This is a genomic window from Streptomyces sp. NPDC044719, from assembly GCF_056433405.1.
Genome location: NZ_JBWKHE010000008.1, coordinates 222,772 through 246,593 on the forward strand (window position 1 = coordinate 222,772; position 23,822 = coordinate 246,593).

A 23,822-nucleotide genomic window follows, 5' to 3' on the forward strand; every position below is an offset into this window, starting at 1 on the left:
CGAGCCCCCTACGCGGTCCCAGCCGTACCGTTGATCCGGTCGATCGCCTGCCGCGCCTGCTCCGCCGGCGGCCGCGACGGCAACGAGGACACCGACGCCGAAGCAGCCGTCACCGCCGGCGGCTGCTCCCCCGCCGGCTTGGCGTGCGAGGCCACGCGGGTCGACCGCAGCCGATGACTCACCGCCTCCTCCAGCGTCACGGGCCGCCGCATCTGGGACGCCAGCCGCCCGGCCTCCTGGCCGAGGCGGGCCACGTCCTCCCAGGGCAGCCGCACCACCAGCGTGAGCTCCGCCTCGCCGTCGGGCAGTGCGTGCATCGCGGGAGTAACTCGGTCGTTCATCGCCTGTTCCTCACGTCGGCCCCGCGACCCGCCTTCCCCGCGCCGCGGGCGGTTGCCGACACATACGCACGCCCCGACGGCAGCGTTCACCGGACTCGGCGATTGCCGGGCTCACCGACGCACGGGCAGCAGCAGGACATAGCGAAGCTCCTGCCGGTACGCGGGAAGCAGCACCTGCGAGGTGACGGTGAGAGTCTCCGGACAGACGTGGGGCAGGCGCAGTTCGTAGCGGTGGCCGTGCCGGTAGGCGAGGACCTTGGGGCTCTGGTCCCAGAGGTCGCGGCACACGCGGTCGTCGAGGACGGCGTCGCGCAGCGCGCCGAGGTCGGCGTCGTCGGGACGGGTCACCAGCGCGAACCGCAGCAGGGCGAGGTACTGCGCGGCGTGCCGGGGCCAGTCCACGATCTGCTCGCGGGCCTCGGTCGTGGTCAGTGCCCAGCGCATCAGGTTGGCACCGGGCTCCAGGACCCAGGGGAACCAGCGGGCCATGGCCGCGTTGTGGTCGAGAAGGTTCCACGCCTGGTCGGTGAGGTAGGTGGGGAAGCCGGTCTGCGCCGAGGCGAGGGCGTCGGTGGCCTCGTCCTGGTCCCCACCCCCGGCCGGCTGCCCACCGGCACCGCCGAGGGCGTGCCCGTAAAGGGCCATGCGTTCGTCGGGGCCGAGCAGCAGGGCCCTGGAAAGGCGCTCGAGTATTTCACCGGAAAGCGGGGCGTGCAGCCCGGTTTCGAGATTCCGATACCAGCGTTCGCTGACACTCATGCGGTCTGCAACCTCTTTTTGAGGTAACGGTCTCCCTCTGTTCATTTTGTTTCCCGCGTCGACGCGCCAGGCGCGCAGCAGATCGGGCAGCGAAGAAACAGACTGGACGTGACGGGACACCGCTCGGAAACACTCCCTCTGCGTATTACCGGGGGAACACACCGTAACAAGCGCTGGGGTGGCAGGCGAGGCTTCCGGCAAAAAGCTGCCGGTTGACGCATCTCGTCGACCGCTGACAGCATCGCCGACGTAAGGCGATCACGCATTCCCCACGTCCCCACGTAATGCGGTCCGAGCGTTTATTCGGCCCGGCAATCAATTCGCATTCCACACCCATGCGCGCGTTCGCGCCAGGATTTCCCGCTGTCTGAACGCCTATCCGAACGCAAGGAGTACGCATGACCGTCTCCACCGCCGAACCCGGCACGATCACCGGCTCCCTCCTCCTCGGCGACAGCCGCAGCCTGCACCGCGTGACCGAGAATCTCGCCCGGGGCATGCGGGTGGCCCAGCCCTTACGGGACACCCTCGCCAACCGGGAACTGGCGAAGACCCTCTCGTCGTGGAACTCCGCCCCAGGGCGTCCCGACGCGTTCGTCGCCTCCCTCTTCCCCGAGCCGTCGCAGGTGCCGAACGTCCCCTTCCTGCCGAAGGAACGGCTCCTGTCACCGGCGGAGAAGAGCGCCGCCGCCGACGCCTTCACACGGGTACTGGAGAGCTGCGAGTTCACGAGCGGTCCCGCCGTCACGGCCTTCGAGGACGCCGTCGCCGACCACGCCGGGCTGTCCTGCGCCGTCGCGACCGGCAGCGGGACGGACGCGCTCGCCATCGCCCTGCGTGCCGTGGGCGTCGAGCCGGGCGACGAGGTGATCTTGCCGGCCAACAGCTTCGCCGCCACCGAGAACGCGGTGTTCGCCTGCGGTGCCGTACCCGTACTCGCCGATGTGACCACTCCGGACGGCAACCTCGACCCCGAGTCGGTGGCGGAGCGGATCACCCCGCGTACCGTGGCGCTGCTCCCCGTCCATCTCTACGGCAAGCTCGCCGACATGGCCGCACTGCGGGCCGTGGCCGACCGGCACGGGCTGCGGGTCGTCGAGGACGCCTGCCAGGCGATCGGGGTGACCGGTGTCGGGCGGTACTCCGACGCGGCGGCCCTCAGCTTCAACCCGTACAAGAACGTGGGGCTGTGCGGGAAGGCCGGTGCCGTGGTCACCGGCTCGGCCGAGATCGCCGAGCGCTGCCGGGTGCTCGGCTACCACGGCTTCGCGCCGGGCCGGAAGAACGTCAAGTGCGAGGCGTTCGGGCTCAACGCGCGCATCGACAACACCATGGCCGCGATCGGTCTGGCCCTGCTGCCCTGGACCGGTCTGCGCGGGCTGCGGCGTACGTATCTGGCCCGGCGCTACGTCGAGGCGCTGCGGCCGCTGGCCGAGGAGGGCGTGATCGAGACTCCCGCCTTCGCTCCCGACCACTCCTGGCACCTCTTCCCCGTCCTCGCGGCCGGGGGCGCCGCGGCCCGTGACGCGCTGCTGGAGCGGCTGGCGCGGGCGAGCCGGGTGGAAACGGACGTCTACTACCCCGTCCTGACACACCGGCAGGAGACACCGGTGCGCGAGCGGTTCTTCGGGCAGGCGCACCTGCCGCGGACCGAGTGGCTGCACGACCGGGTGCTGCACCTGCCGCTGCACGCGGGTCTTTCCCTCGGCGAGCAGGACCGCGTGGTCGAGGCCCTGTACGCGGCGACGCACAGGGCGGCGGCATGACCGGCACCCTGCCGTTCGACACCGCCGGTGCCCCGGGCCTCGGTCCGTCGGCCCATCTGCGCCTGCCGGACCCGGTGGGCTGGGCCGCGTTCTCCGACTTCGACGAGACCTACCTGGCGCATGCCGCGACCTCCGCGCAACGCGCCCACCTGGCCGCGCTGGAGGAGTTCCTGCTGACCGAGGCCGTGGAGCACGGTCTGCTGTTCGGCTGGGTCACCGGCAGCTCGCTGGCCTCCGTACAGGAGAAGATGGCGCGCTGCGGCGCCCGCGTCCTGCCGCACTTCGTGGCCGGCGCGCTCGGCACCGAGCTGACGTTCTTCCCCGACGGCGTCGCCCGCCCCGACCCCGAGTGGCGGCAGCTGCTGCGGGACAGCGGGTTCGACCGGGGCCGGGTGGAGGGGGCCGTGGAGCAGCTCGCCCGGCACGGGACCGCGTTGTTCCCGCAGCACGACCCGCACACCGGGCACCCCACCGAGTTCCTGGTCAACTACTACTTCCGCTCCCTCGGTGACCCGCGGCGCGACGAGCGGAGCCTGGACCTCGTGCGCGAGGTCGCCCGCGAGTACGGCCTCGGGCTCAACATCAGCCGCTGCAACCCGGCCACCGGGGACCCGGCCGACTGCTACGACGTCGACTTCCTCCCGCCGGTGTGCGGCAAGCGCAACGTCGTCCGGCATCTGTGTGCCCGCTACGGCGTCGCACCGGAGCGGACCCTGGCCTTCGGCGACAGCGGCAACGACCTGGAGATGCTGGGCGCCGTGCGCCACGGCTACCTCGTCGCCAACTGCACGCCCGAGGCCAGGAGCCGCTTCGCGCGGGTGTCGCCGCACCCGCACGCCCAGGCCCTCCTCACCGCCTTCCGTCACCACCTCGGCCACTGAACCGCTCCCCCGGCCCGGTGCGCCCGGGCCGTCGGGCCGTCCCTGAAAGAGGCAGACCATGCAGTTAGGAATCATCGGCGCCGGCGGCATCGCCCTCGCCCACCTGCGCGCCGCCGAGACCGTCCCCGGCGTCGTACCGGCCGGCGTGTACGACGTGCTGCCCGAGAAGGCCGCGGAGCTGGCCGAGCGCTTCGGCTGCCCCGTCTTCTCCTCGACGACCGAGCTGTACCGGCATGTCGACGCGGTCGTCATCGCCTCGCCCAACCACACGCACGCCGACTACGCCGAGGAGGCCGTCCGGCACGGCCGGCACGTGCTGTGCGAGAAGCCGATGACGACGACGGTCGCGGAGGCCGAGCGCATCACCGCGCTGGCCGAGGAGAGCGGCCTGGTGTGCGCCATGGGCTTCAACTACCGCTATCTGGAGGCCATCGGCGAGATCAGGAACCTGGTGCGGAACGGGGAGCTGGGCTCCATCCTCTTCGCGGAGGCCGGCTTCCGGCGCGGCAGCGCCCTGACCCGCTCCCGCTTCACCTGGCGGGACAGCGCCCTGGGCCGCTCCACGAGCGGCTCCCTCGGCGACCTGGGTGTGCATCTGGTCGACATGCTCGACCGGCTCTTCGACAGCCCCGTGGACAGTACGAGCTGCCGCACCAAGCTCCAGGTCAACGTGCCGCAGAAGGAGGGCCAGGACGTCCAGGTGGACGACTACGCCTTCGTCAGCGGCCGGCTGGAGAACGGCACCTTCTTCAACCTGGTCACCTCCAAGTCCTCACTGCCGGAGGAGCTCGGCTTCTCGCTGAAGATCATCGGGGATCGCAAGGAGCTGTACTACCACTCCAAGGACGACACGACGTACTTCCTGAAGTCCCGTGTCACCTGGGAGCAGGGCACGTTCGCCCGCGAGGAGAGGCTCGCCTCGCCGCCCGGTGAGGTGCCCGGGTGGAGCGACACGTTCCGGCACCAGTTGCGGGAGTGGCGCGACGCGGTCTCCGCACAGGACACCGCCGGCGCGCGCGGCGACGGCAGCGCGCTGGCCCGCTTCGGCGACGGGCTGCGCAGCCAGCGGGTGCTGGAGCGCCTGCTGGCGGGCGACGAGCAGGACGCGCTCGCCGCCGCGGTGCCCTCGTGACACCGCGCGACGCACGGGGCAGGGGAACCGCGGGGAAGAGGAACGTCTCTTGACCGGGACCTCGGCGCGGGCCGCGCCGCACGACACCGCTGTGGCGCGGCCCCTGTTCAGTCCGTTCGCCGTCGTCGCCTCGTGCGTGGGCTTCGCCCTGATCGGGGCCCTGCAGGCACTGTACGGTCCGGCGATCCCGGCGTTCCGCACGGAGTTCGGCCTGTCGCCGGCCGCCGCCGGGCTGAGCCTGAGCGCTCACTTCGTCGGCGGTGTGGCCGGTGTGCTGCTGCTCAACCGGGTGCACGGGCGGCTGGGCAACAGAACCCTGCTGTCCGCCTCGTACGCGCTGATGGCGCTCGGCGGGGCCGGCTTCGCGCTGGCCTCCGCCTGGCCGTGGGCGCTGGCCTGCGCGCTGCTGACCGGGGTGGGCTTCGGCGGCATCGACTACGGGCTCAACCAGCTGTTCTCGGTGGGGTTCGGCCGCCGCAGTCCGGCGATGCTCAACATCATCGGCGCGGCGTACGGTCTCGGTGCGGTGGGCGGTCCCGCGCTGCTGGGGCTGCTGGGCCCGGGCGAGTATCCGGCCGTCTTCGCCGGGTTCGCCGCGCTGTCCGCCGTGCTGGTCCTGGGGCAGCGCGGCGTCCGGGAGGGCGGGGAGACACCCGCGCCACCGGCGCCCGGCCAGGAGGACGACGAGGACGAGAAGGGGACGCCCGGACTGCGGACTTCGGCGGTCCTGGTCGTCACGGTCTTCATCGCGCTGTACGTCCTGATGGTGGCGGTGGAGACCGGGGTCGGCGGCTGGGAGCCGACACATCTGGAGTCCGTCGGGCACGACGCGGCGACCGCGGCCACGGCCACCTCGGCCTTCTGGCTGATGGTGACCGTGGGGCGGCTGCTGGTCGCACCGCTGACCCTGCGCTGGTCGGTTCAGACGATCATGGTGGTCAGCTCCGTCGGCATGGTGGTCTGCCTCCTGCTGGCCCTGATCCCGGCGGCGGCCCCGTACGCGTACGCCGGTGTCGGCCTCTTCCACGCGCCGATCTTCCCCACGGGGCTGCCGTGGCTGTCCCGGGCGGTGCCGCGGGCGCGGCGGGCCGGGGCCTATGTGATCGCCGCCTCGATGATCGGCGGGGTCGCGGCCGGGCCGGTGCTGGGCAAGGGCATCGAACTGGCCGGGGTCGACGCCGTACCGGTGCTGCTGGCCCTGCCCGCCGCGGGCTGCCTGGCGGCCACCTGGTGGCTGATCCGGGCGACCCGCGCGGGTACCTGAGGTCCGGGTCGGGTCAGCGCCCGGTGTGCGTGTGGACGTACTCCACGAGCCGCGTCAGCGCGTCCGGGTCGGTGGACGGCATGACGCCGTGGCCGAGGTTGAAGACATGGCCCTCCAGACCCGCCGCCGCGTCCAGGACCTCCCGGGTCTTCGCCTCGACGGCCTCCGTCGGGGCGAACAGCACGGTCGGGTCGAGGTTGCCCTGGAGCGCCTTGCCGGGGCCGACGCGGCGGACGGCCTCGTCCAGCGGGACGCGCCAGTCGACGCCGACGACGTCCGCGCCGGCCTCGCCCATGAGGCTCAGCAGTTCGCCGGTGCCGACGCCGAAGTGGATGCGCGGGACGCCGTAGCCGGCCACGGCCTCGAAGACCTTCGCCGAGGCGGGCAGCACCGAACGCCGGTAGTCGACGGGGGCCAGAGCGCCGGCCCAGGAGTCGAACAGCTGGACCGCTGAGGCGCCCGCCTCGATCTGCACCTCGAGGAAGGCGGTCGTGATGTCCGCGAGGCGGTCGAGCAGGTCGGCCCAGAGCTCGGGGTCGCCGTACATCATCGCCTTGGCGTTCTCGTACGTGCGGGACGGGCCGCCCTCGACGAGGTAGCTGGCGAGGGTGAACGGGGCGCCGGCGAAGCCGATGAGGGGCGTGGCGCCGAGCTCGCGCGTCAGCAGGCCGATGGCCTCGGTGACGTAGGAGACGTCCTCGGGGGTCAGGTCGCGCAGCTGCGCGAGGTCCGCCCGGGTGCGGATCGGGCGCTCGACGACCGGGCCGACGCCGGGCTTGATGTCGAGGTCGACGCCGATGGCCTTGAGCGGGACGACGATGTCGCTGAAGTAGATCGCCGCGTCCACGTCGTGCCGGCGCACCGGCTGGAGCGTGATCTCGGTGACCAGATCCGGCCGCATGCAGGACTCGAGCATCGGAACGCCCTCGCGGACCTTGCGGTACTCCGGCAGTGAGCGCCCGGCCTGCCGCATGAACCACACCGGAGTGTGCGGCACGGGCTCGCGCCGGCAGGCCTTGAGGAAGGCTGAGTCGTACGTGGCGGACGGCTGCTGGGCCCGGGGGGCGTCGTTGGCACTCACGGGCCAAGTTTCGCACGGCGTCAAGGAGCGCGATTCAGCCCCTGGAGCGGCGCGGGGTGTCTAGCCCGGCACCCGGGGCCCGGTCCCCGTAACCTTCCCGCATGGCTGCGGCTCAGGGACGACTGTCGGACGGCGCTGGCGGAATGGACGAAGCGAAGGACACCGAGAACGACCGGAGGGAGGCGGACACCGCCCCGCTGCCCTTCCGGTCCGCCGTCGACGCGCTCAGGACGGCGCGGCTGCGGCCCCAGATCGAGATCGAGCCGACGCGCCCGCCGCAGCGGCTCGCCCCCTACACCTACGCGCTGGAGGCGGCGGTCGTCGACGGCGACCAGGACCTGGCCGACGGCCGGCTGGTGCTGCTGCACGACCCGGCGGGGCACGAGGCCTGGCGGGGCACGTTCCGGCTGGTGACGCTGGTACGCGCGGAGCTCGAGCCGGAGATGGCTGCGGACCCGCTGCTGCCGGAGGTGTGCTGGTCCTGGCTGACCGGCGCGCTCCAGGCGCGCGGGCTGGCGTGCGGGGAGCCGAGCGGCACCGTCACGCGCGCGAGTTCGCACTACTTCGGCGGTCTGTCCGCGCGCCCTGCCGCCTCGCAGATCGAGATCCGCGCGTCGTGGACGCCGCGTGAGGGCATGGGCGGGGTTCCGGACACGGCCGGGCACCTGGCGGCCTGGTGCGATCTGCTCGCCCAGGTCGCGGGACTGCCGCCGGCCGGTCCTGGCGACGCGTCGGTGGTGACCCTGCCGCAGCGGCGGGGACCCCAGTCCCGCTGACCGCGGGCCCCTGACCGACCCCTGACCGCCCCGCACTGATCGACCTTGTGCGGGGCGGTCAACCATGTCCGGTCGACGATCACACCCGCATCCCCCTCTTGGCCGAATCACTTTGTCGATACGGCCACTTTCGACCGCGTAGCGACGCAGAGCGAAACCGTTCGACCTTCGAATGATCGACCGCGTGTCCGAATTGCACGGATTGTTATCACCGAATCGTGATCATTCTCTAAAGGCGGGCGGGTTCGGTGCCGAAGACGACTGTGACCTTGAAAGCACGGTTCGTCCCGGCTTCATCCCCACGAGCCGGCCCCGTCCCGCACCCCAGGAGGCCTGGTGTCCGTTCTCCTCGAGCAGCCCGCAAGCCTGGTCGCCTACCGCCCGAACAAGCCGACCGCCATGGTGGTCGTGGCCGACCCGCGCGTCCGCTCCACCGTCACCCGCCACCTGTGGGCGCTCGGTGTGCGCGATGTCATCGAGGCCTCGTCCATCGCGGAGGCTCGTCCCCGCATCGGCAACCCCCGCGACATCTGCGTCGCCGACGTCCACCTGCCGGACGGCTCCGGCCTCACCCTGCTGTCGGAGACCCGCGCGGCGGGCTGGCCCAACGGCCTCGCCCTCTCCGCCGCCGACGACATCGCCGCCGTGCGCAACGCGCTCGCCGGCGGGGTCAAGGGCTACGTCGTCACCGGCACCCGCACCAACGTCGGGCTCCCCACCCGGCCGGGCGCCGCCCCCATCGGAGCCGCCGCCGCGCGTCTGCACCGCCGCCCCCCGGGTGCCCCGAGTCACCCGGGCGGCTACCGCGAACTGTCCGGCCGTGAGGTCGAGGTGCTGCGACTGGTCGCGGAGGGCCAGTCGAACAAGGCGATCGGCGTCTCGATGGGCCTGTCCGCACTGACCGTCAAGAGCCACCTCGCCCGCATCGCCCGCAAGCTCGGCACGGGCGACCGCGCCGGCATGGTGGCGGTGGCGCTGCGGACCGGGATCATCCACTGATCCGCTCCGCCATGACCCTTTGTGATCATTCACTCACCTGAACGGGATCGGCCGCCGGTCCCCTCCACCCCAGGCGTGGCTCGCGAACCCCGTACTTCCCCGACGTGACTGGTTTGCGACCCTCGGGCGCCCGTCGACGGAACGTTCCGTCGGCGGGCGCTGTCCATACATGGATACCCTTGACATGTGACCGACGCCCACGACACCGCAGCAGACAGCCCACTGCGAACCACCGGAGGCGCCCCTCCGGACGACGGCGGATCTTCTGCTACGGAGGCGCCGATCCCCTTGCTCGAGCCGCGCGAGGGCATTCCGCCCGTGATCGCGGACGAGACCGCCCTGGCCCGGGTGATCGCCGCCTTCGAGGCGGGGACCGGCCCGGTAGCCGTCGACGCGGAGCGGGCGTCCGGCTACCGCTACGGCCAGCGCGCCTACCTGGTGCAGCTGCGCCGCGAGGGCGCCGGCTCGGCTCTGATCGACCCCGTGGCCTGCCCCGACCTGTCCGCCCTGGGCGAGGCCCTCTCCGGCGTCGAGTGGGTGCTGCACGCCGCCACCCAGGACCTGCCCTGTCTGCGCGAGATAGGCATGGTGCCGACGCGGCTCTTCGACACCGAGCTGGCCGGGCGGCTCGCCGGCTTCCCCCGGGTCGGCCTCGGCGCGATGGTCGAGGGCGTGCTCGGTTTCGTCCTGGAGAAGGGACACTCCGCGGTCGACTGGTCCACCCGGCCGCTGCCCGAGCCCTGGCTGCGGTACGCGGCGCTGGACGTCGAGCTGCTCGTCGACCTGCGCGACGCGCTGGAGAAGGAGCTGGACCGGCAGGGCAAGCTGGAGTGGGCCCGCCAGGAGTTCGACGCGATCGCCTCGGCCCCGCCGCCGGAGCCGCGCAAGGACCCGTGGCGTCGTACGTCGGGCATGCACAAGGTGCGCCGGCGGCGGCAGCTGGCCGTCGTGCGGGAGCTGTGGCAGGCCCGGGACCGGATCGCGCAGCGGCGGGACGTCTCGCCCGGCAAGGTGCTCGGGGACGCGGCCATCGTGGAGGCCGCGCTTGCCCTGCCGGCCAACGTGCACGCGCTCGCCGCGCTGAACGGTTTCGGACACCGGACGGGCAAGCGGCAGCTGGAGCAGTGGCAGGCGGCCGTGGACCGGGCGAAGGCGCTGACCGAGGCGCAGCTGCCGCAGCCGGGGCAGCCGGTCGCGGGGCCGCCGCCGCCGCGGGCCTGGGCCGACAAGGATCCCGTCGCCGCGGCGCGGCTGTCCGCCGCCCGGGCGGGCGTTTCGGCGCTGGCCGAGCAGATCAATATGCCGCAGGAGAATCTGATCACGCCGGATACGGTGCGGCGGGTTTGCTGGGAGCCGCCGGGTGTCGTGGATGCGGAGTCTGTGGGCGCTGCCCTTGGGGGATATGGGGCTCGGGCTTGGCAGGTGGAGTTGGTGACACCGGTGCTGGTGGAGGCGCTGGCCGTCAAGGAGGCCTAGCCGCCGTAGGGCTTCGCGTCGTACGGCGGCTGCGGGTCGCATGTGGTTGTTCGCGCAGTTCCCCGCGCCCCTAGGGCATCGTCACTTGGTCGCTCCCCTGGTGAAGCCGTTGTAGATGAACCTCTGCAGGAACAGGAAGACGATCAGCGTCGGGGCGATGACCAGGATCGCGCCTGCCGAGATGGTCTCCCAGTGGGCGCCGAACGGGCCCTTGAAGCGGAACAGGGACGTCGAGATCACGCCAAGATCTTCGGAGGGCATGTAGAGGAAGGGGATGTAGAAGTCGTTGTAGACGTTGATCCCCTTCACGATCACGACCGTCGCGATCGCCGGTTTCAGGAGCGGGAAGATGATCTTCCGGTAGATCGTGAAGGCGTTGGCGCCGTCCAGCCGGGCCGACTCGTCGAGCGAGACCGGGATCGATCGTACGAACTGCAGGAAGATGTAGATCGAGACGATGTCCGTGCCCATGTAGAGCGCGATCGGTGCCCAGAGGCTGTCGAACATGCCGAAGCTGTTGACGATCTGGAAGGTGGCCACCTGGGTGGTCACCCCGGGGACCAGCGCGGCGACCAGGAACAGCGCCAGGACCAGCTTGCGGAAGCGGAACCGGAAGCGGTCGACGGCGTAGGCCGTCATGGAGCCGATCAGGATCGTGCCCCCGATGGCGACCACCAGGATGATCGCCGTGTTGGCGAACGCCGAGAGCATCCGGCCGTCCTGGAACGCCGTCACGTAGTTGGAGAAGTTCAGCGGATCGTCGGGCAGCGTGAGCGCGCCGCTGTCGTCCGCCATCTCCCCGGAGGTCTTCAGGGAGGTCAGGAAGACCACGGCCAGCGGCAGGAACACGACCAGTGTCGCGAGGACGAGGGACAGATACACGAGGGCCCGGGCCACCGTACGGCGCGTCATACGAGGTCCACCTTGTCGTCCGGGACGAGGCGCCGCTGCACCCAGGTCACCGCCAGGATGATCAGCAGCAGTACGACGGCCGCCGCCGAGGCGAGGCCCGTCTTGTTGAACTGGAAGGCCAGCTTCACGGTCTGGATCACGAAGGTCTCGGTGCCGGTCGCGCCGCCGGTCATGATGTACGGGATCTCGAAGACGGACAGCGCCCCGGAGACGGACAGGATCACCGAGAGGCTCAGCACTGGCCGGATGCCGGGCGCGATGATGTGGCGGAACTGCTGCCAGCGGTTCGCCCCGTCGATCTCGGCCGCCTCGTACAGCTCCCCCGGGATGGACTGGATCGCCCCGAGGAAGAGGACGAAGTTCAGGCCCATGTACCGCCAGACCGAGACCCCGGCGAGGGAGACGTTGGCCGAGGCGGGGGTGCCGAGCCAGGCGCGGTCGCCGTCGTGGCCGAGGAGGCCCAGGATCGCGTCCAGGGTGCCGCCGTCCTGGAAGAAGTACAGGAACACGAAGCCGATGGCGACGCCGTTGATCAGGTACGGGAAGAAGAGCACGCCCTTGAAGAAGTTGCGGAAGCGGACGTTGAAGCTCAGCACGGTGGCGAAGTAGAGGGCGGCGGCGATCTGCACCACCGACGCGGCGAGGTAGTACCCGCTGACGAAGAACACCTCGAACAGCTCGGAGCGGGTGAAGAGTTCGGCGTAGTTCTCGGAGCCCGTGTAGTGCAGCTCGGGGCTCACGCCGTCCCAGTCGGTGAAGCTGTACGCGACCATGTTGACGATCGGCGCGTAGGTGAACGTGATCAGCAGGAGGAGCGGGGCGAGGAGGAACAGCCAGGGGGTCACGCCCCGCCACCGCCGGGTGGTCCGGGCCATCAGGACCCCAGGTTCCGCTGCGCCTCGGTCCACTTGCCGCCGAGTCCGGCCAGGAAGTCGTCCAGGCTGCCCTTGCGCGCACCGCGGGCCAGATCGACGAGGTCCTGGCGGTAGTCGGGCTTGTAGATGCCCACCTCGGACTGGTTGTCGATGGACTTGACCTCGGCACCCTTGGTGTCGTCGATGTCGAGGAGCTTCACGCCCGCCTCCTGGTACGGCTTCAGCACCTCGGGCAGCGGGGCGTCCTTGAGGGGTGAGAGGGCGAGGTTGGCGTCCGCGTAGCCGGACTTGTCGGTGAACCAGTCGATCCAGGCGCGGGCGGCGGCCTTGTGGTCGGAGTTGACGTTGACGGCCTGCTGGTAGTCGGGGGACGTCACCGCGCAGAAGGTGCCGTTCTTCTGGGCGGGGAAGGGCATGAAGCCGATGTCGGCCGGGTCGGTGCCGGCCTGCTTCGCCGCGTCCCGCATCTGCACGATCGCCCAGGAGCCGAGCCACATCGTGGCGATCTCGCCCTTGGCCAGCTTGGGCTTGGACGCCTCCCAGTTGGTGGTCGTCGGGTCCTTCTCGATCAGGTCCGACTTCACGATGTCGTGGAGCAGCGTGTCACCGACCCGCAGATCGGCGCCGTCGGCCCACGGATCGCCCTCGGCGAGACGTGTGGTGGCCCCGGTGTCGCAGCCGACCGAGCCGTTGACGTTCGTCCACTGGGTCAGCGGCCACATGTCCTTGAAGTTGGTGTAGTACGGGACCGCCTCGGACTTGGCCTTGATCGCCTTTAGGTCGTCGAGGAACTCGGCCGGGGTCCGGGGCCAGTCGGTGATGCCGGCCGCGCTCCACACCTTCTTGTTGTAGACGAAGCCGGGGACCACGCCGATCGGGCTCTGCCCGTAGACCTTGTCCCGCACGGTGGAGTAGTCGGTGAAGCGGTACTTCTTGCTCCGCTCGGCCCGGGTGCCCAGCGAGGCGAAGAACTTCGGGTAGTCCTTCTTCTCGATCACGGCCGGGATCATGAGGACGTCGCCGTAGTTCTCGGTGTTCATACGGATCTTGACCTCGCCCTCGTAGTCCGTGAGGCCCTCGAACTCGACCTTCACCTTGGGGTAGGTCTTGCTGAACTCGGCGGCGTACTTCTTCATCGTCCCGTCCTGCACGAGGTCGGTCCGATGGGTGAGGACGGTGATGGTCCCGCTGACCTTGCCGGGATCGTCGGGCGCCTCGGCATCCGCGCCCTGGGACGTGCCTCCGGTGCCGGTGCAGCCCGAGGCGAGCAGGGCGGCACCCACGGCGAGGGCGAGGAGAGTACGGCGGTTCATGTGCATCAGCTCCGTTCGCGGAGGAGAACTCGGGACGGAAGAGCACGTGCGGTATGGCTGGTTCGGCACTCTGACAGCGCTTTCCTCAACCGGTAAAGTCCCATTCCCGCCAACGATGCGAAACCTGGACACGACTCTTCACTGGACCGGTTAAGGGAGTGCGCATGCTGGAGGCCACACCGCTCGGCGACGGATGGATCCTGCGGCACGAGTCGGACACGCTGCCGGCCTCCGTGCCCGGCTGTGTGCACACCGACCTGATGGCGGCCGGGGTGATTCCGGATCCGTTCCTCGGCCGGGGCGAGTCCGAGGTGGCGTGGGTGGGGCGCCGGGACTGGACGTACGAGCGGGAGCTCGGGGCCCCCGGCACACAGGAGCAGACCGACCTGGTCTTCGACGGGCTCGACACCGTCGCCGAGATCTCCCTGGACGGCCGGCCGCTGGGCACGGTGCGGAACATGCACCGCTCGTACCGGTTCGATGTGACGGGGCTGTCCGGGCTGCTGTCCGTGCGGTTCGTCTCCGCCTACGCGGAGGCCGAGGCCGTGCGGGGACGCCTGGGCGAACGGCCCGCCGCCTACGCCGAGCCCTACCAGTATCTCCGCAAGATGGCCTGCTCCTTCGGCTGGGACTGGGGGCCGACCCTGGTGACGGCCGGGATCTGGCGGCCGGTGCGTCTGGAGCACTGGTCGACGGCCCGGATCGCCCGGGTGCGTCCGCTGGTCACGGTCGAGGAGGGCGTGGGGGTCGTCGAACTGGCCGTCGACGTCGAGCGGACCCGGGTGGAGGTGCCGCTCGCCGTGGAGGCGACGGTGGGCGGGGTGCGAGCCCGAGTGGAGCTGGACGGGGCGCACGGGGTGGTACGGCTGCGCGTACCGGACGCGGAGCTGTGGTGGCCGCGCGGCTACGGCGAACAGCCGCTGTACGACGTCGAGTTGCGGCTGCTGGGCGACGGCGGCGCCCTGGACGTGTGGCGGCGGCGGATCGGCTTCCGGAGCGTGGAGCTCGACCGGCGGCCCGATGCGCACGGCACCGGGTTCACGCTCGTCGTCAACGGTGAGCGGCTCTTCGCTCGCGGCGTCAACTGGATCCCCGACGACGTCTTCCCGTCCCGCGTCACCCGCGAGCGCTACCGGGAGCGGCTGGAGCAGGCGGCCGGGGCGGGCGTGGACCTCGTACGGATCTGGGGCGGCGGGCTCTACGAGAGCGAGGACTTCTACGACGCCTGCGACGAACTCGGGCTGCTGGTCTGGCAGGACTTCCCGTTCGCCTGCGCGGCCTACCCGGAGGAGCAGCCGCTGCGCGGCGAGGTGGAGGCCGAGGCGCGGGAGAACGTCGTACGGCTGATGCCGCATCCGTCGCTGGTGCTGTGGAACGGCAACAACGAGAACCTGTGGGGCTTCCGGGACTGGGAGTGGGAGCCGAGGCTGGCCGGGGACTCCTGGGGCGAGGGCTACTACCTGGGCGTGCTGCCGCGTGTGGTGGCCGAGTTGGATCCGACCCGGCCGTACACGGCGGGCAGCCCCTGGTCCGGGTCCTGGCGGCACCACCCCAACGACCCCGCGCACGGCACGCACCACTCGTGGGAGGTGTGGAACCGGGAGGACTACGCCGGCTACCGGCTGAGCGTGCCACGGTTCGTCGCCGAGTTCGGCTGGCAGGCGCCGCCCGCGTACGCCACCCTGCGCCGGGCGCTGCCCGGGGAAGCCCTCGCGCCGGACTCCCCCGGCATGCTGCACCACCAGAAGGCCGACGACGGCAACGGCAAGCTGGAACGGGGGCTGGCCCGGCACTTCGCCGTGCCGGACGGGGACTTCGCACGCTGGCACTATCTGACGCAGGTCAACCAGGCACGTGCCGTCGCCGCCGGGATCGAGCACTGGCGCTCGCACTGGCCGGTGTGCGCGGGCACGGTCGTCTGGCAGCTCAACGACTGCTGGCCGGTGACCTCGTGGGCGGCGATCGACGGGGACGGCCGGGAGAAGCCGCTGTTCCACGAGCTGAAGCGGCTGTACGCGGACCGGTTGCTGACGCTCCAGCAAAGTGACGGCGGGCTGGTGCTGGCCGCCGTGAACCAGGGGGCGGAGGAGTGGAGGGGGACGCTGACCCTGCGCCGGATGTCCGTCGAGGGCGAGATGCTGGGGCAGGCAGATCTGGAACTGACGGCCGGAAGGCGGGCCGTGGCCCGGGTCGCCGTCCCGCCCGAGCTGACGCCCGACGGGCCGAAGGAATTCCTGGTGGCGGACGCGGACAGGGGCGGGGACGCGGACGGCCTCCGGGCGCTGTACTTCCCGGTGCCGGACCGCGAAGTCCCTTACCCCGCACCTCAGTTCGAGGTCGCGCTCACGCCCGGCGGAATCACCGTGACCGCCCGCACCCTGGTCCGGGACCTGCTGCTCCAGGCCGACCGGCTGGATCCGCAGGCCCGGGCCGACCGGGGGCTGGTCACGCTGCTGCCGGGTGAAGAGGTGACCATCGGGGTGCGCGGCTGGAAGACTCCGGACCCTCGTCGTGCCCGTTCGGCCCTGTACTGCGTGGAGCCCACCCGATGACGGCGACGCCGGCCCCCCGCGTCACCATCAAGGACGTCGCCGCGCGTGCCGGTGTGTCCAAGGGTGCCGTGTCGCTCGCCTTCAACCACAAGCCGGGCCTGTCGGAGGCGACCCGGGACCGGATCTTCCGGGCGGCGCGGGAGCTGGGCTGGGCACCGAACCTCACGGCGCGGACGCTGGCCGGTTCGCGCGTGGACGTGGTGGGTCTCGCGGTGTGCAGGCCGGCGCGGATGCTGGGGCTGGAGCCCTGGTACATGGAGTTCGTCTCGGGTGTCGAGAGCGTGCTGGCCGAGCACTCCTGCTCGCTGCTGCTGCGGCTCGTACGGAACATGGACGAGGAGGTAGGGGTCCAGGAGGCCTGGTGGCGGGGGCGGCAGGTCGGCGGGGCGATCCTCGTGGACTTCCGGGCCGACGATCCCCGGGTGGGTCTGGTGGAGCGGCTGGGGCTGCCGGTCGTCGCCGTCGGGCATCCCTCGCTGACCGGCGGGCTCACGTCGGTATGGACCGACGACGCGACGGCGGTGACGGAGGCGGTGCGCTATCTGGCGGCGCTCGGGCACCGGCGGGTCGCCCGGGTGGGCGGGGCGGCGGACCTCGGGCACACGGCGATCCGGACGGCGGCGTTCGACGAGGCGGCGGGGGCGCTGGCCGGGGCGTGGCAGGTCGCGACGGACTTCTCCGGGGACGCGGGGGCTCGGGCTACCCGGTCCCTGCTGACGGCCGCGCCGCCGGACCGGCCGACGGCGATCGTGTACGACAACGACATCATGGCGGTGGCGGGGCTGTCGGTCGCGGCGGAGATGGGGCTGCGGGTGCCGGAGGACGTGTCGCTGCTGGCGTGGGACGACTCGCAGCTGTGCCGGCTGACGCATCCGACGTTGTCCGCGATGAGTCATGACGTGCACGGGTTCGGGGCGGAGGTGGCCCGGACGTTGTTCTCAGTGATCACGGAGGGTGGCGGCGAGTCTCATCCCGTGCCTACGCCAGTCCTGGCCCCCCGGGGGTCCACTGCGCCGCCTCGGTGAGCGCCGTACGGGGGTGCCGGCGCATCGTGGCTGGTAGCGCAGTTCCCCGCGCCCCTGTCGGTGCACTCCAAGATGTGACCTTCACCGCTCCGCCTGTCAGGACTGTGCAGGTACGTTACCCGTAAGTAGCATGGGCCTGAGCGCGCGCTCAGCGCACCTCGCAGCAGCAATGCAGTTCCGGACCCTGGAGGAGAGCCATCGTGCCTCGTACCGTCAGGGACGTCGTCTTCGTCGACGGCGTCCGCACCCCGTTCGGCAAGGCGGGACCGAAGGGCATCTACCACGAGACCCGTGCCGACGACCTCGTCGTGAAGGCGATCCGGGAGCTGCTGCGCCGCAACCCCGGTCTCGACCCGAAGAAGATCGACGAGGTCGCCATCGCCGCGACCACGCAGATCGGTGACCAGGGCCTGACCATCGGCCGCACCGCCGGGATCCTCGCCGGTCTCCCGCAGTCCGTGCCGGGCTACTCCATCGACCGCATGTGCGCCGGCGCCCTGACCGCCGTCACCTCGGTCGCCGGTTCCGTCGCCTTCGGCGCCTACGACGTCGCCATCGCCGGCGGTGTCGAGCACATGGGCCGCCACCCCATGGGCGAGGGCGTCGACCCGAACCCGCGGTTCGTGAGCGAGAAGCTGGTCGACGAGTCGGCCCTGTTCATGGGCATGACCGCGGAGAACCTGCACGACCGCTACCCGCAGATCACCAAGCAGCGCGCCGACGAGTACGCCGTGCGCTCCCAGGAGAAGGCCGCCAAGGCGTACGCCGACGGCAAGATCCAGGCCGACCTGGTGCCGATCTCCGTACGCCGTACCTCCCCCGAGGCCGGCGAGACGGGCTGGGGCCTGGTCACCGCCGACGAGCCGATGCGCCCGGGCACGACCCTGGAGAACCTCTCCGGCCTGAAGACCCCGTTCCGGGTGCACGGCCGGGTCACCGCCGGTAACGCGGCCGGTCTGAACGACGGCGCCACCGCCTCGGTCATCGCCTCCGAGGACTTCGCGCGGGAGAACGACCTCCCCGTGAAGATGCGCCTGGTCTCCTACTCCTTCGTGGGTGTCGAGCCGGAGGTCATGGGCTACGGCCCGATCCCGGCGACGGAGAAGGCGCTCGCCCAGGCGGGCCTGTCGATCTCCGACATCGGCCTGTTCGAGATCAACGAGGCCTTCGCCGTCCAGGTCCTGGCCTTCCTGGACCACTACGGCATCGCCGACGACGACGCGCGCGTCAACCAGTACGGCGGCGCCATCGCCTTCGGCCATCCGCTGGCCTCCTCCGGCGTCCGTCTGATGACGCAGCTGGCCCGCCAGTTCGAGGAGCAGCCGCACGTCCGCTACGGCCTGACCACCATGTGCGTCGGCTTCGGCATGGGCGCGACGGTCATCTGGGAGAACCCGCACTTCGAGGGGGACAAGTGAGCACCACCGCCGAGCTTCTCAAGCAGGCTTCCGAGCTGTTCCCTGACGAGGTCGTCACGAGTGCGCACGTACGCCACTTCGACCTCCCGCTGGGTGCCGGGCGCTTCGCCCTGATCACCCTGGACAACGGCCACGACCACACCAAGCCGACCACCTTCGGCCCGGCCTCGCTGGCGAACCTGAACGCCGCGATCGACCAGGTCGAGAAGGAGGCGGCGGACGGCGAGATCACCGGCGTCGGCCTCACCGGCAAGCCGTTCATCTTCGCGGTCGGCGCCGACCTCAAGGGCGTGGAGATCCTCAAGGAGTACGAGCACGCCCTCGCCATCGGCAAGGGCGGCCACGAGGTCTTCAAGCGGCTGTCGAAGCTGGCCGTGCCGACCTTCGCGTACTACAACGGCGCCGCGATGGGCGGCGGTGTCGAGGTCGGTCTGCACTGCACCTACCGCACCGTCTCCGCGGCCCTCCCGGCGTTCTCGCTCCCCGAGGTCTTCCTCGGTCTGGTCCCCGGCTGGGGCGGCTGCGCCCTGCTGCCGAACCTGATCGGCCCCGAGAAGGCCGTCTCGGTGATCATCGAGAACAGCCTCAACCAGAACAAGCAGCTCAAGGGCAAGCAGGTCTACGAGCTCGGGATCGCCGACGCGATCTTCGAGGGCGCGGACTTCCTGGAGCAGTCGCTGACCTGGACCGCGGCCGTCCTCAAGGGCGAGCTGGAGATCGAGCGCCCGGTCATCGACCGCGGCGAGGCCTGGGACCAGGCCGTCGCCAAGGGCCGTTTCATCGCGGACTCCAAGGTGCACGGCGCCGCCCCGGCCGCCTACCGCGCCCTGGACATCATCGCCGCCGCCAAGAACGGTGACCTCCAGCAGGGCTACGACGCCGAGGACAAGGCGCTCGCCGACCTCATCATGGGCGGCGAACTGCGCTCCGGCATCTACGCCTTCAACCTGGTGCAGAAGCGCGGCAAGCGCCCGGCCGGCGCCCCGGACAAGAACCTGGCCCGCCCGGTCACCAAGGTCGGTGTCGTCGGCGCCGGTCTGATGGCCAGCCAGCTCGCGCTGCTGTTCCTGCGCCGCCTCGAGGTGCCGGTCGTGCTGACCGACATCGACCAGGAGCGCGTCGACAAGGGTGTGGGCTACGTCCACGCCGAGATCGACAAGCTGCTCGGCAAGGGCCGGATCAACCAGGACAAGGCCAATCGCCTCAAGGCGCTGGTGTCCGGTGTGCTGGACAAGGCCGAGGGCTTCGCGGACGCCGACTTCATCATCGAGGCGGTCTTCGAGGAGATCGGCGTCAAGCAGCAGGTGTTCGCGGAGGTCGAGGCGGTCGCCCCGGCGCACGCCATCTTCGCGACGAACACCTCCTCCCTCTCCGTCTCGGAGATGGCGTCGAAGCTCAAGAACCCCGAGCGGGTCGTGGGCTTCCACTTCTTCAACCCGGTCGCGGTCCTCCCGCTCCTGGAGATCGTGCGCGGCGAGAAGACCGACGACGCCTCGCTGGCCACGGCGTTCGCCGTCGCCAAGAAGCTGAAGAAGACCGCGGTCCTCACCAAGGACGCCCCGGCGTTCGTCGTGAACCGCATCCTGACGCGCTTCATGGGCGAGATCCAGAACGTCATCGACGAGGGCACCCCGGTCGCGGTCGCCGAGAAGGCCGTCGAGCCGCTCGGTCTGCCGATGTCGCCGCTGGTCCTGCTGGAGCTGGTCGGCCCGGCGATCGGTCTGCACGTCTCGGAGACGCTCAACAGGGCGTTCCCGGACCGCTTCACGGTCTCCCCGAACCTCGCGGCGGTCGTCAAGGCGGGCAAGCGCGGCTTCTACGTCTACGACTCCGGCAAGCCGGAGCTGGACCCCGAGGTCGCCGCGCTGCTGAAGCAGGGCGACACCGTCCTGACGGAGGAGCAGGTCCGCGACCGTGTGCTCGACGCGGTGGCGCAGGAGATCGGGATCATGCTCGACGAGGGCGTCGTCGCCGAGGCGCAGGACATCGACCTGTGCCTCATCACGGGCGCCGGCTGGCCGTTCCACCTGGGCGGCATCACGCCGTACCTGGACCGTGAGGGCGTCTCCGAGCGGGTCAACGGCAAGAGGTTCCTCGCGCAGGGCGTGGCGAGCGTCCCCGCGTAACGCGTAACCCCTGAGGGGGGTGGGGCGTACGGTAACAATCCGTGCACCCGCCCCCCTCTTTGTATGCACGCACAGATAGGATCCTCACACAATCCGACCATTGTTTACCCGGCTCTGACGGTCTCCACCAGAGACCACCGGATGCCCTAGAAGGAGTCTCCGTGGCGTCCTCCCGCCGCCGCCCAGCCAGACGCAGGGTTTGGCCCAAGATCAGACTCCTGCTCCTCGTGGCGGTGGTCGCCGCCGGCGGCACGGCGCTCTATCCCGTGTGGAAGGCGGCGAACCCGGATCCGCCCGAGCTGAAGGTCCGGTACCGGACCGACACACAGGCGACGGCCCCGGTGGCCAAGCCGTCGCTGGAGGTCTTCAACGACACGGAGAAGGCACTGCCGTTGAGCGATGTGACGCTCCGGTACTACTTCACCGCCGACGACGCCCCGGGCGCCGCGCCGTACGCCTTCAACTGCGTCAACGCCGTCTTCGGCTGTTCGAACGTCGCCGGCCGGATCGTGGCGATGGACAAGGCCACCGACACCGCCGACCACTACCTGGAGGTCAGGTTCGGGGAGGGCGCGGGCAGTCTGAAGCCCGGCGCCAACAGCAAGGGCATCGACCTCCAGCTCTTCCGCACCGACCACAAGAAGCTGAAGCAGTCCGACGACCGCTCCTTCGACGCCGAGATGACGAGCTACAAGGAGGCGGAGAACGTCACCGCGTACAAGCGGGGCGTCCTCGCCTGGGGCGAGGAGCCGGACGGCACCAAGGCGAGCGACGAGAAGAAGGCCTCGGCGAAGGCCGCCGCGCCCGACCCGGTGCCCGCTCCCCCGGCCGGGGTGCTCTTCGACGACTTCACCTACCAGGGCGCCAAGGACCCGGCCCTTTTCAAGCACGGCTGGCTGGTCCGCACCAGCAAGGGCGGTCCCGGCGTCGAGAACACCTGGTCGGCCGACGGCGTCACCTTCCCCACCGCCAAGGGCTCCCTGGCCGACGGCCAGGTGCTCAACCTGCGGGCGAGCACGGACGGCACCAAGTCCGGGACCAAGCAGGCCAGCCTCGGCACGGCCGCCAGCAAGTTCCGCGACGGCACCTACGCGGCCCGGATCCACTTCAGCGACGAGCCGTCCTCCGGAGACGCCGGCGACCACGTCAACCAGACCTTCTACACCATCGGCGGCAAGGGCTCGAAGTACAGCGAGCTGGACAACGAGTACATGCCCAACGGCGGCTGGGGCCGGCCCGGTCCCAAGCTCGACACCGTGACCTGGTACGACCACAAGACGAACGACCGTGTCTACGAGACCACGAAGAAGAGCCTCGACGCCTGGCACACCGTGATGATCAGGGTGAAGGACGGCGTGGTCGCGTACTGGATGGACGGCGAGAAGCTCTTCCTCAGCAACGGGAAGTACGCCCCGCGCGCCGACATGTCGGTGAACTTCAACCACTGGTTCATCGATCTGCCGTTCAAGGGCGACCGTGCGTGGGACATGAAGGTGGACTGGCTCTACTACAACGCGAACAAAACCCTGTCGGTGAACGAAGTCCAGTCCGCGGTCGAGGGCTTCACCGACAAGGGTATGAACTACTTCGACACGGTTCGGGAGTCCCGGTGAGGAAAAGGCGGTCCAACGCCCACAGGCACGCTGCTGCGGAGGCGGAGAAGAAGCCGGTGGTAAGCCGGCGATCCGCCCTGCTGATGGGCGGTACAGGAGGCGTCGCCATGGCCGGCGGCGGCGCGTGGCTGGGCCAGGTGATGGCCCAGCCCGCCGCCGCGCCGGCCGCCGAAGGCGCCATCGGAGGTCTCACCACGCCTCCCCTCTACGCCCCCTCCGGCCGCCGCCCCAAGTACCGCCGGGCGAGCTGGTCCCAGCAGTTCCAGTCCGGCCACGGCTGGACCCCGGGCGGCGCGGGCACCACATCGGCCGAGGCGAACGACAAGTCCCAGTTCGTGCGGGGCACCCAGTCGGTCCGGGTCACCACCAACGGCACCGGCAAGCAGTCCTACGTCCGCAAGACCGGCCTGTCGGCGATGAGCCTGTCCGGCAAGATGATCCGGCTCGTCTTCCGCGTCGACGACGTGACGAACCTGGCCAAGATGGTCTTCTACCTGGGCAGCGGCTCCCTCGCGAACCACTTCGCCTGGACGTTCCACGCCCACTCCAAGACAGGGGCCAACTACGTCCAGTCCGGCGAGTGGGTGACGGTCCACCTCCAGTGGGCGGACGTCAGCGGGGCGGCCGGCACGTACTCCATCGGCGCCGACGGCAAGCCGTCCACCAAGACAGGCTTCACCGACATGTCGTTCGCGGTGTACGACAACGCGGGCGGCCCGGTCACCTACCGGCTCCAGGCCGTCGAGCTGATACCGGACACGGTCTCCGTCTTCCCCAAGGGCGTCGTCTCCATCACCTTCGACGACTCCCACAAGTCGATCCACGACCTGGCCCGTCCGGTCATGGACGGCTACGGCTTCCCCGGCACGGTCTACAACATCGCCGACGCCATCGGCACGGGCAGTTTCCTGACGCTGAACCAGATGAAGTCGATGCAGGACTTCTCCGGCTGGGAGATGGCGGGCCACTCGTACGCCAACGCCGTCCACACGGCCAGTTATCCCAAGCTCACCGCCGAGCAGGCCGACGACGACTTCCGGAAGCTGCGCGAGTGGCTGGTGTCCAACGGCTTCACCAGCGAGCACTTCGCCTATCCGCACGGCGCGTTCCAGAAGACCTCCGACGGCGTCCCCGTCGACCAGATCGCGAGCCGGCACTTCACCACGGCCCGGTCGATCATCTCCGAGACGATCGAGTCGTTCGCCCCGGCGATGCCGTACCGCCTCAAGGCGATGACGGGCATCAACGACGGCAACGGCATCGGCGGTACGGCGCTGTCGAAGCTGACCGCGGCGGGCGGCCGGCTCGACCGGTGCGTGAACAGCGGTGACTGGCTCATCCTCTGTCTGCACAAGGTCACCGAGGGCCCACCGGCGACGAGCACCGAGATCGGCAAGGCCGGTCTGGAGACCCTGATGAAGGCGATCGACGACCGGAACATCCCGGTGCTGACGGTCGAGGAGGCCATGGCCTCGTACACCTGAGTCCCGGACGCGGGAGAGGGGCGGCCCCC

Annotated in this window: 19 protein-coding genes; 13 read left to right on the top strand and 6 right to left on the bottom strand. The window is 70.5% G+C overall.

Features of this window, described 5'->3' with window-relative positions:
• Window positions 1-8 precede the first annotated feature (8 nt).
• Window positions 9-341: a hypothetical protein gene (locus AC07DF_RS30520; RefSeq protein ID WP_189721638.1), complete on the bottom strand. Its 333-nt coding sequence runs from the start codon at window positions 339-341 to the stop codon at window positions 9-11.
• Window positions 342-452: 111 nt separating this feature from the next.
• Entirely contained in the window at window positions 453-1,262 is an 810-nt protein-coding gene (locus AC07DF_RS30525) for a helix-turn-helix domain-containing protein (RefSeq protein ID WP_478978473.1), read from the bottom strand.
• Between the two features lie 236 nt (window positions 1,263-1,498).
• Between AC07DF_RS30525 and AC07DF_RS30530 the strand changes: the two genes are divergently transcribed.
• From AC07DF_RS30530 to AC07DF_RS30545, 4 genes are read left to right on the top strand one after another with little or no spacing between them, the layout of a single operon-like run.
• Window positions 1,499-2,866, top strand: coding sequence for a DegT/DnrJ/EryC1/StrS family aminotransferase (locus tag AC07DF_RS30530; RefSeq protein WP_478978476.1), 1,368 nt, complete (start codon window positions 1,499-1,501; stop codon window positions 2,864-2,866).
• Window positions 2,863-3,747, top strand: coding sequence for an HAD-IIB family hydrolase (locus AC07DF_RS30535; RefSeq protein WP_478978479.1), 885 nt, complete (start codon window positions 2,863-2,865; stop codon window positions 3,745-3,747). Before AC07DF_RS30530 ends, AC07DF_RS30535 begins: the two co-directional genes overlap by 4 nt.
• A 58-nt stretch (window positions 3,748-3,805) precedes the next feature.
• Entirely contained in the window at window positions 3,806-4,879 is a 1,074-nt protein-coding gene (locus tag AC07DF_RS30540; RefSeq protein WP_478978482.1) for a Gfo/Idh/MocA family protein, read from the top strand.
• Window positions 4,880-4,928: 49 nt separating this feature from the next.
• Entirely contained in the window at window positions 4,929-6,143 is a 1,215-nt protein-coding gene (locus AC07DF_RS30545; RefSeq protein ID WP_478978485.1) for an MFS transporter, read from the top strand.
• A gap of 13 nt (window positions 6,144-6,156) precedes the next feature.
• Here the strand turns inward: AC07DF_RS30545 and hemE are convergent, their stop codons facing one another.
• Window positions 6,157-7,224, bottom strand: coding sequence for a uroporphyrinogen decarboxylase (gene hemE, locus AC07DF_RS30550; RefSeq protein ID WP_478978488.1), 1,068 nt, complete (start codon window positions 7,222-7,224; stop codon window positions 6,157-6,159).
• Between the two features lie 101 nt (window positions 7,225-7,325).
• Here hemE and AC07DF_RS30555 point away from each other — a divergent pair, with 101 nt between their 5' ends.
• From AC07DF_RS30555 to AC07DF_RS30565, 3 genes are all read left to right on the top strand, one after another.
• Complete coding sequence (locus AC07DF_RS30555; RefSeq protein WP_478978491.1) at window positions 7,326-8,000, top strand: DUF3000 domain-containing protein; 675 nt, start codon at window positions 7,326-7,328, stop codon at window positions 7,998-8,000.
• A 336-nt stretch (window positions 8,001-8,336) separates the two neighbouring features.
• Window positions 8,337-8,999 carry a response regulator transcription factor gene (locus AC07DF_RS30560; RefSeq protein WP_184589340.1) on the top strand — a complete coding sequence of 221 codons (663 nt, stop codon included), beginning with the start codon at window positions 8,337-8,339 and terminating at the stop codon, window positions 8,997-8,999.
• Window positions 9,000-9,185: 186 nt separating this feature from the next.
• Window positions 9,186-10,475: a ribonuclease D gene (locus tag AC07DF_RS30565; RefSeq protein ID WP_478978495.1), complete on the top strand. Its 1,290-nt coding sequence runs from the start codon at window positions 9,186-9,188 to the stop codon at window positions 10,473-10,475.
• Window positions 10,476-10,556: 81 nt separating this feature from the next.
• On the opposite strand, the gene AC07DF_RS30570 is transcribed toward AC07DF_RS30565, so the two are convergent.
• Genes AC07DF_RS30570 through AC07DF_RS30580 form a run of 3 tightly spaced genes read right to left on the bottom strand, consistent with a single transcriptional unit; the run spans window position 10,557 to window position 13,575 of the window.
• Window positions 10,557-11,387: a carbohydrate ABC transporter permease gene (locus AC07DF_RS30570; RefSeq protein ID WP_478978498.1), complete on the bottom strand. Its 831-nt coding sequence runs from the start codon at window positions 11,385-11,387 to the stop codon at window positions 10,557-10,559.
• The gene (locus AC07DF_RS30575; RefSeq protein WP_478978501.1) at window positions 11,384-12,262 is read right to left on the bottom strand and encodes a carbohydrate ABC transporter permease; all 879 of its coding nucleotides are present in this window, start codon (window positions 12,260-12,262) and stop codon (window positions 11,384-11,386) included. Before AC07DF_RS30575 ends, AC07DF_RS30570 begins: the two co-directional genes overlap by 4 nt.
• On the bottom strand, window positions 12,262-13,575 hold the full coding sequence (locus AC07DF_RS30580; protein WP_478978504.1) for an ABC transporter substrate-binding protein: 1,314 nt from the start codon (window positions 13,573-13,575) through the stop codon (window positions 12,262-12,264). Before AC07DF_RS30580 ends, AC07DF_RS30575 begins: the two co-directional genes overlap by 1 nt.
• A gap of 164 nt (window positions 13,576-13,739) precedes the next feature.
• Here AC07DF_RS30580 and AC07DF_RS30585 point away from each other — a divergent pair, with 164 nt between their 5' ends.
• The 6 genes from AC07DF_RS30585 (at window position 13,740) to AC07DF_RS30610 (ending at window position 23,793) form a co-directional block, all read left to right on the top strand.
• Window positions 13,740-16,127, top strand: a complete 2,388-nt coding sequence (locus AC07DF_RS30585) for a glycoside hydrolase family 2 protein (RefSeq protein WP_478978507.1) — start codon at window positions 13,740-13,742, stop codon at window positions 16,125-16,127.
• Entirely contained in the window at window positions 16,124-17,152 is a 1,029-nt protein-coding gene (locus AC07DF_RS30590; RefSeq protein WP_478978510.1) for a LacI family DNA-binding transcriptional regulator, read from the top strand. Before AC07DF_RS30585 ends, AC07DF_RS30590 begins: the two co-directional genes overlap by 4 nt.
• A 200-nt stretch (window positions 17,153-17,352) precedes the next feature.
• The gene (locus AC07DF_RS30595) at window positions 17,353-18,570 is read left to right on the top strand and encodes a thiolase family protein (protein ID WP_478978513.1); all 1,218 of its coding nucleotides are present in this window, start codon (window positions 17,353-17,355) and stop codon (window positions 18,568-18,570) included.
• Entirely contained in the window at window positions 18,567-20,696 is a 2,130-nt protein-coding gene (locus AC07DF_RS30600; protein WP_478978516.1) for a 3-hydroxyacyl-CoA dehydrogenase NAD-binding domain-containing protein, read from the top strand. Before AC07DF_RS30595 ends, AC07DF_RS30600 begins: the two co-directional genes overlap by 4 nt.
• A 161-nt stretch (window positions 20,697-20,857) precedes the next feature.
• The gene (locus AC07DF_RS30605) at window positions 20,858-22,309 is read left to right on the top strand and encodes a cellulose binding domain-containing protein (protein WP_478978519.1); all 1,452 of its coding nucleotides are present in this window, start codon (window positions 20,858-20,860) and stop codon (window positions 22,307-22,309) included.
• A 56-nt stretch (window positions 22,310-22,365) separates the two neighbouring features.
• On the top strand, window positions 22,366-23,793 hold the full coding sequence (locus tag AC07DF_RS30610) for a polysaccharide deacetylase family protein (protein WP_478978522.1): 1,428 nt from the start codon (window positions 22,366-22,368) through the stop codon (window positions 23,791-23,793).
• Window positions 23,794-23,822 lie beyond the last annotated feature (29 nt).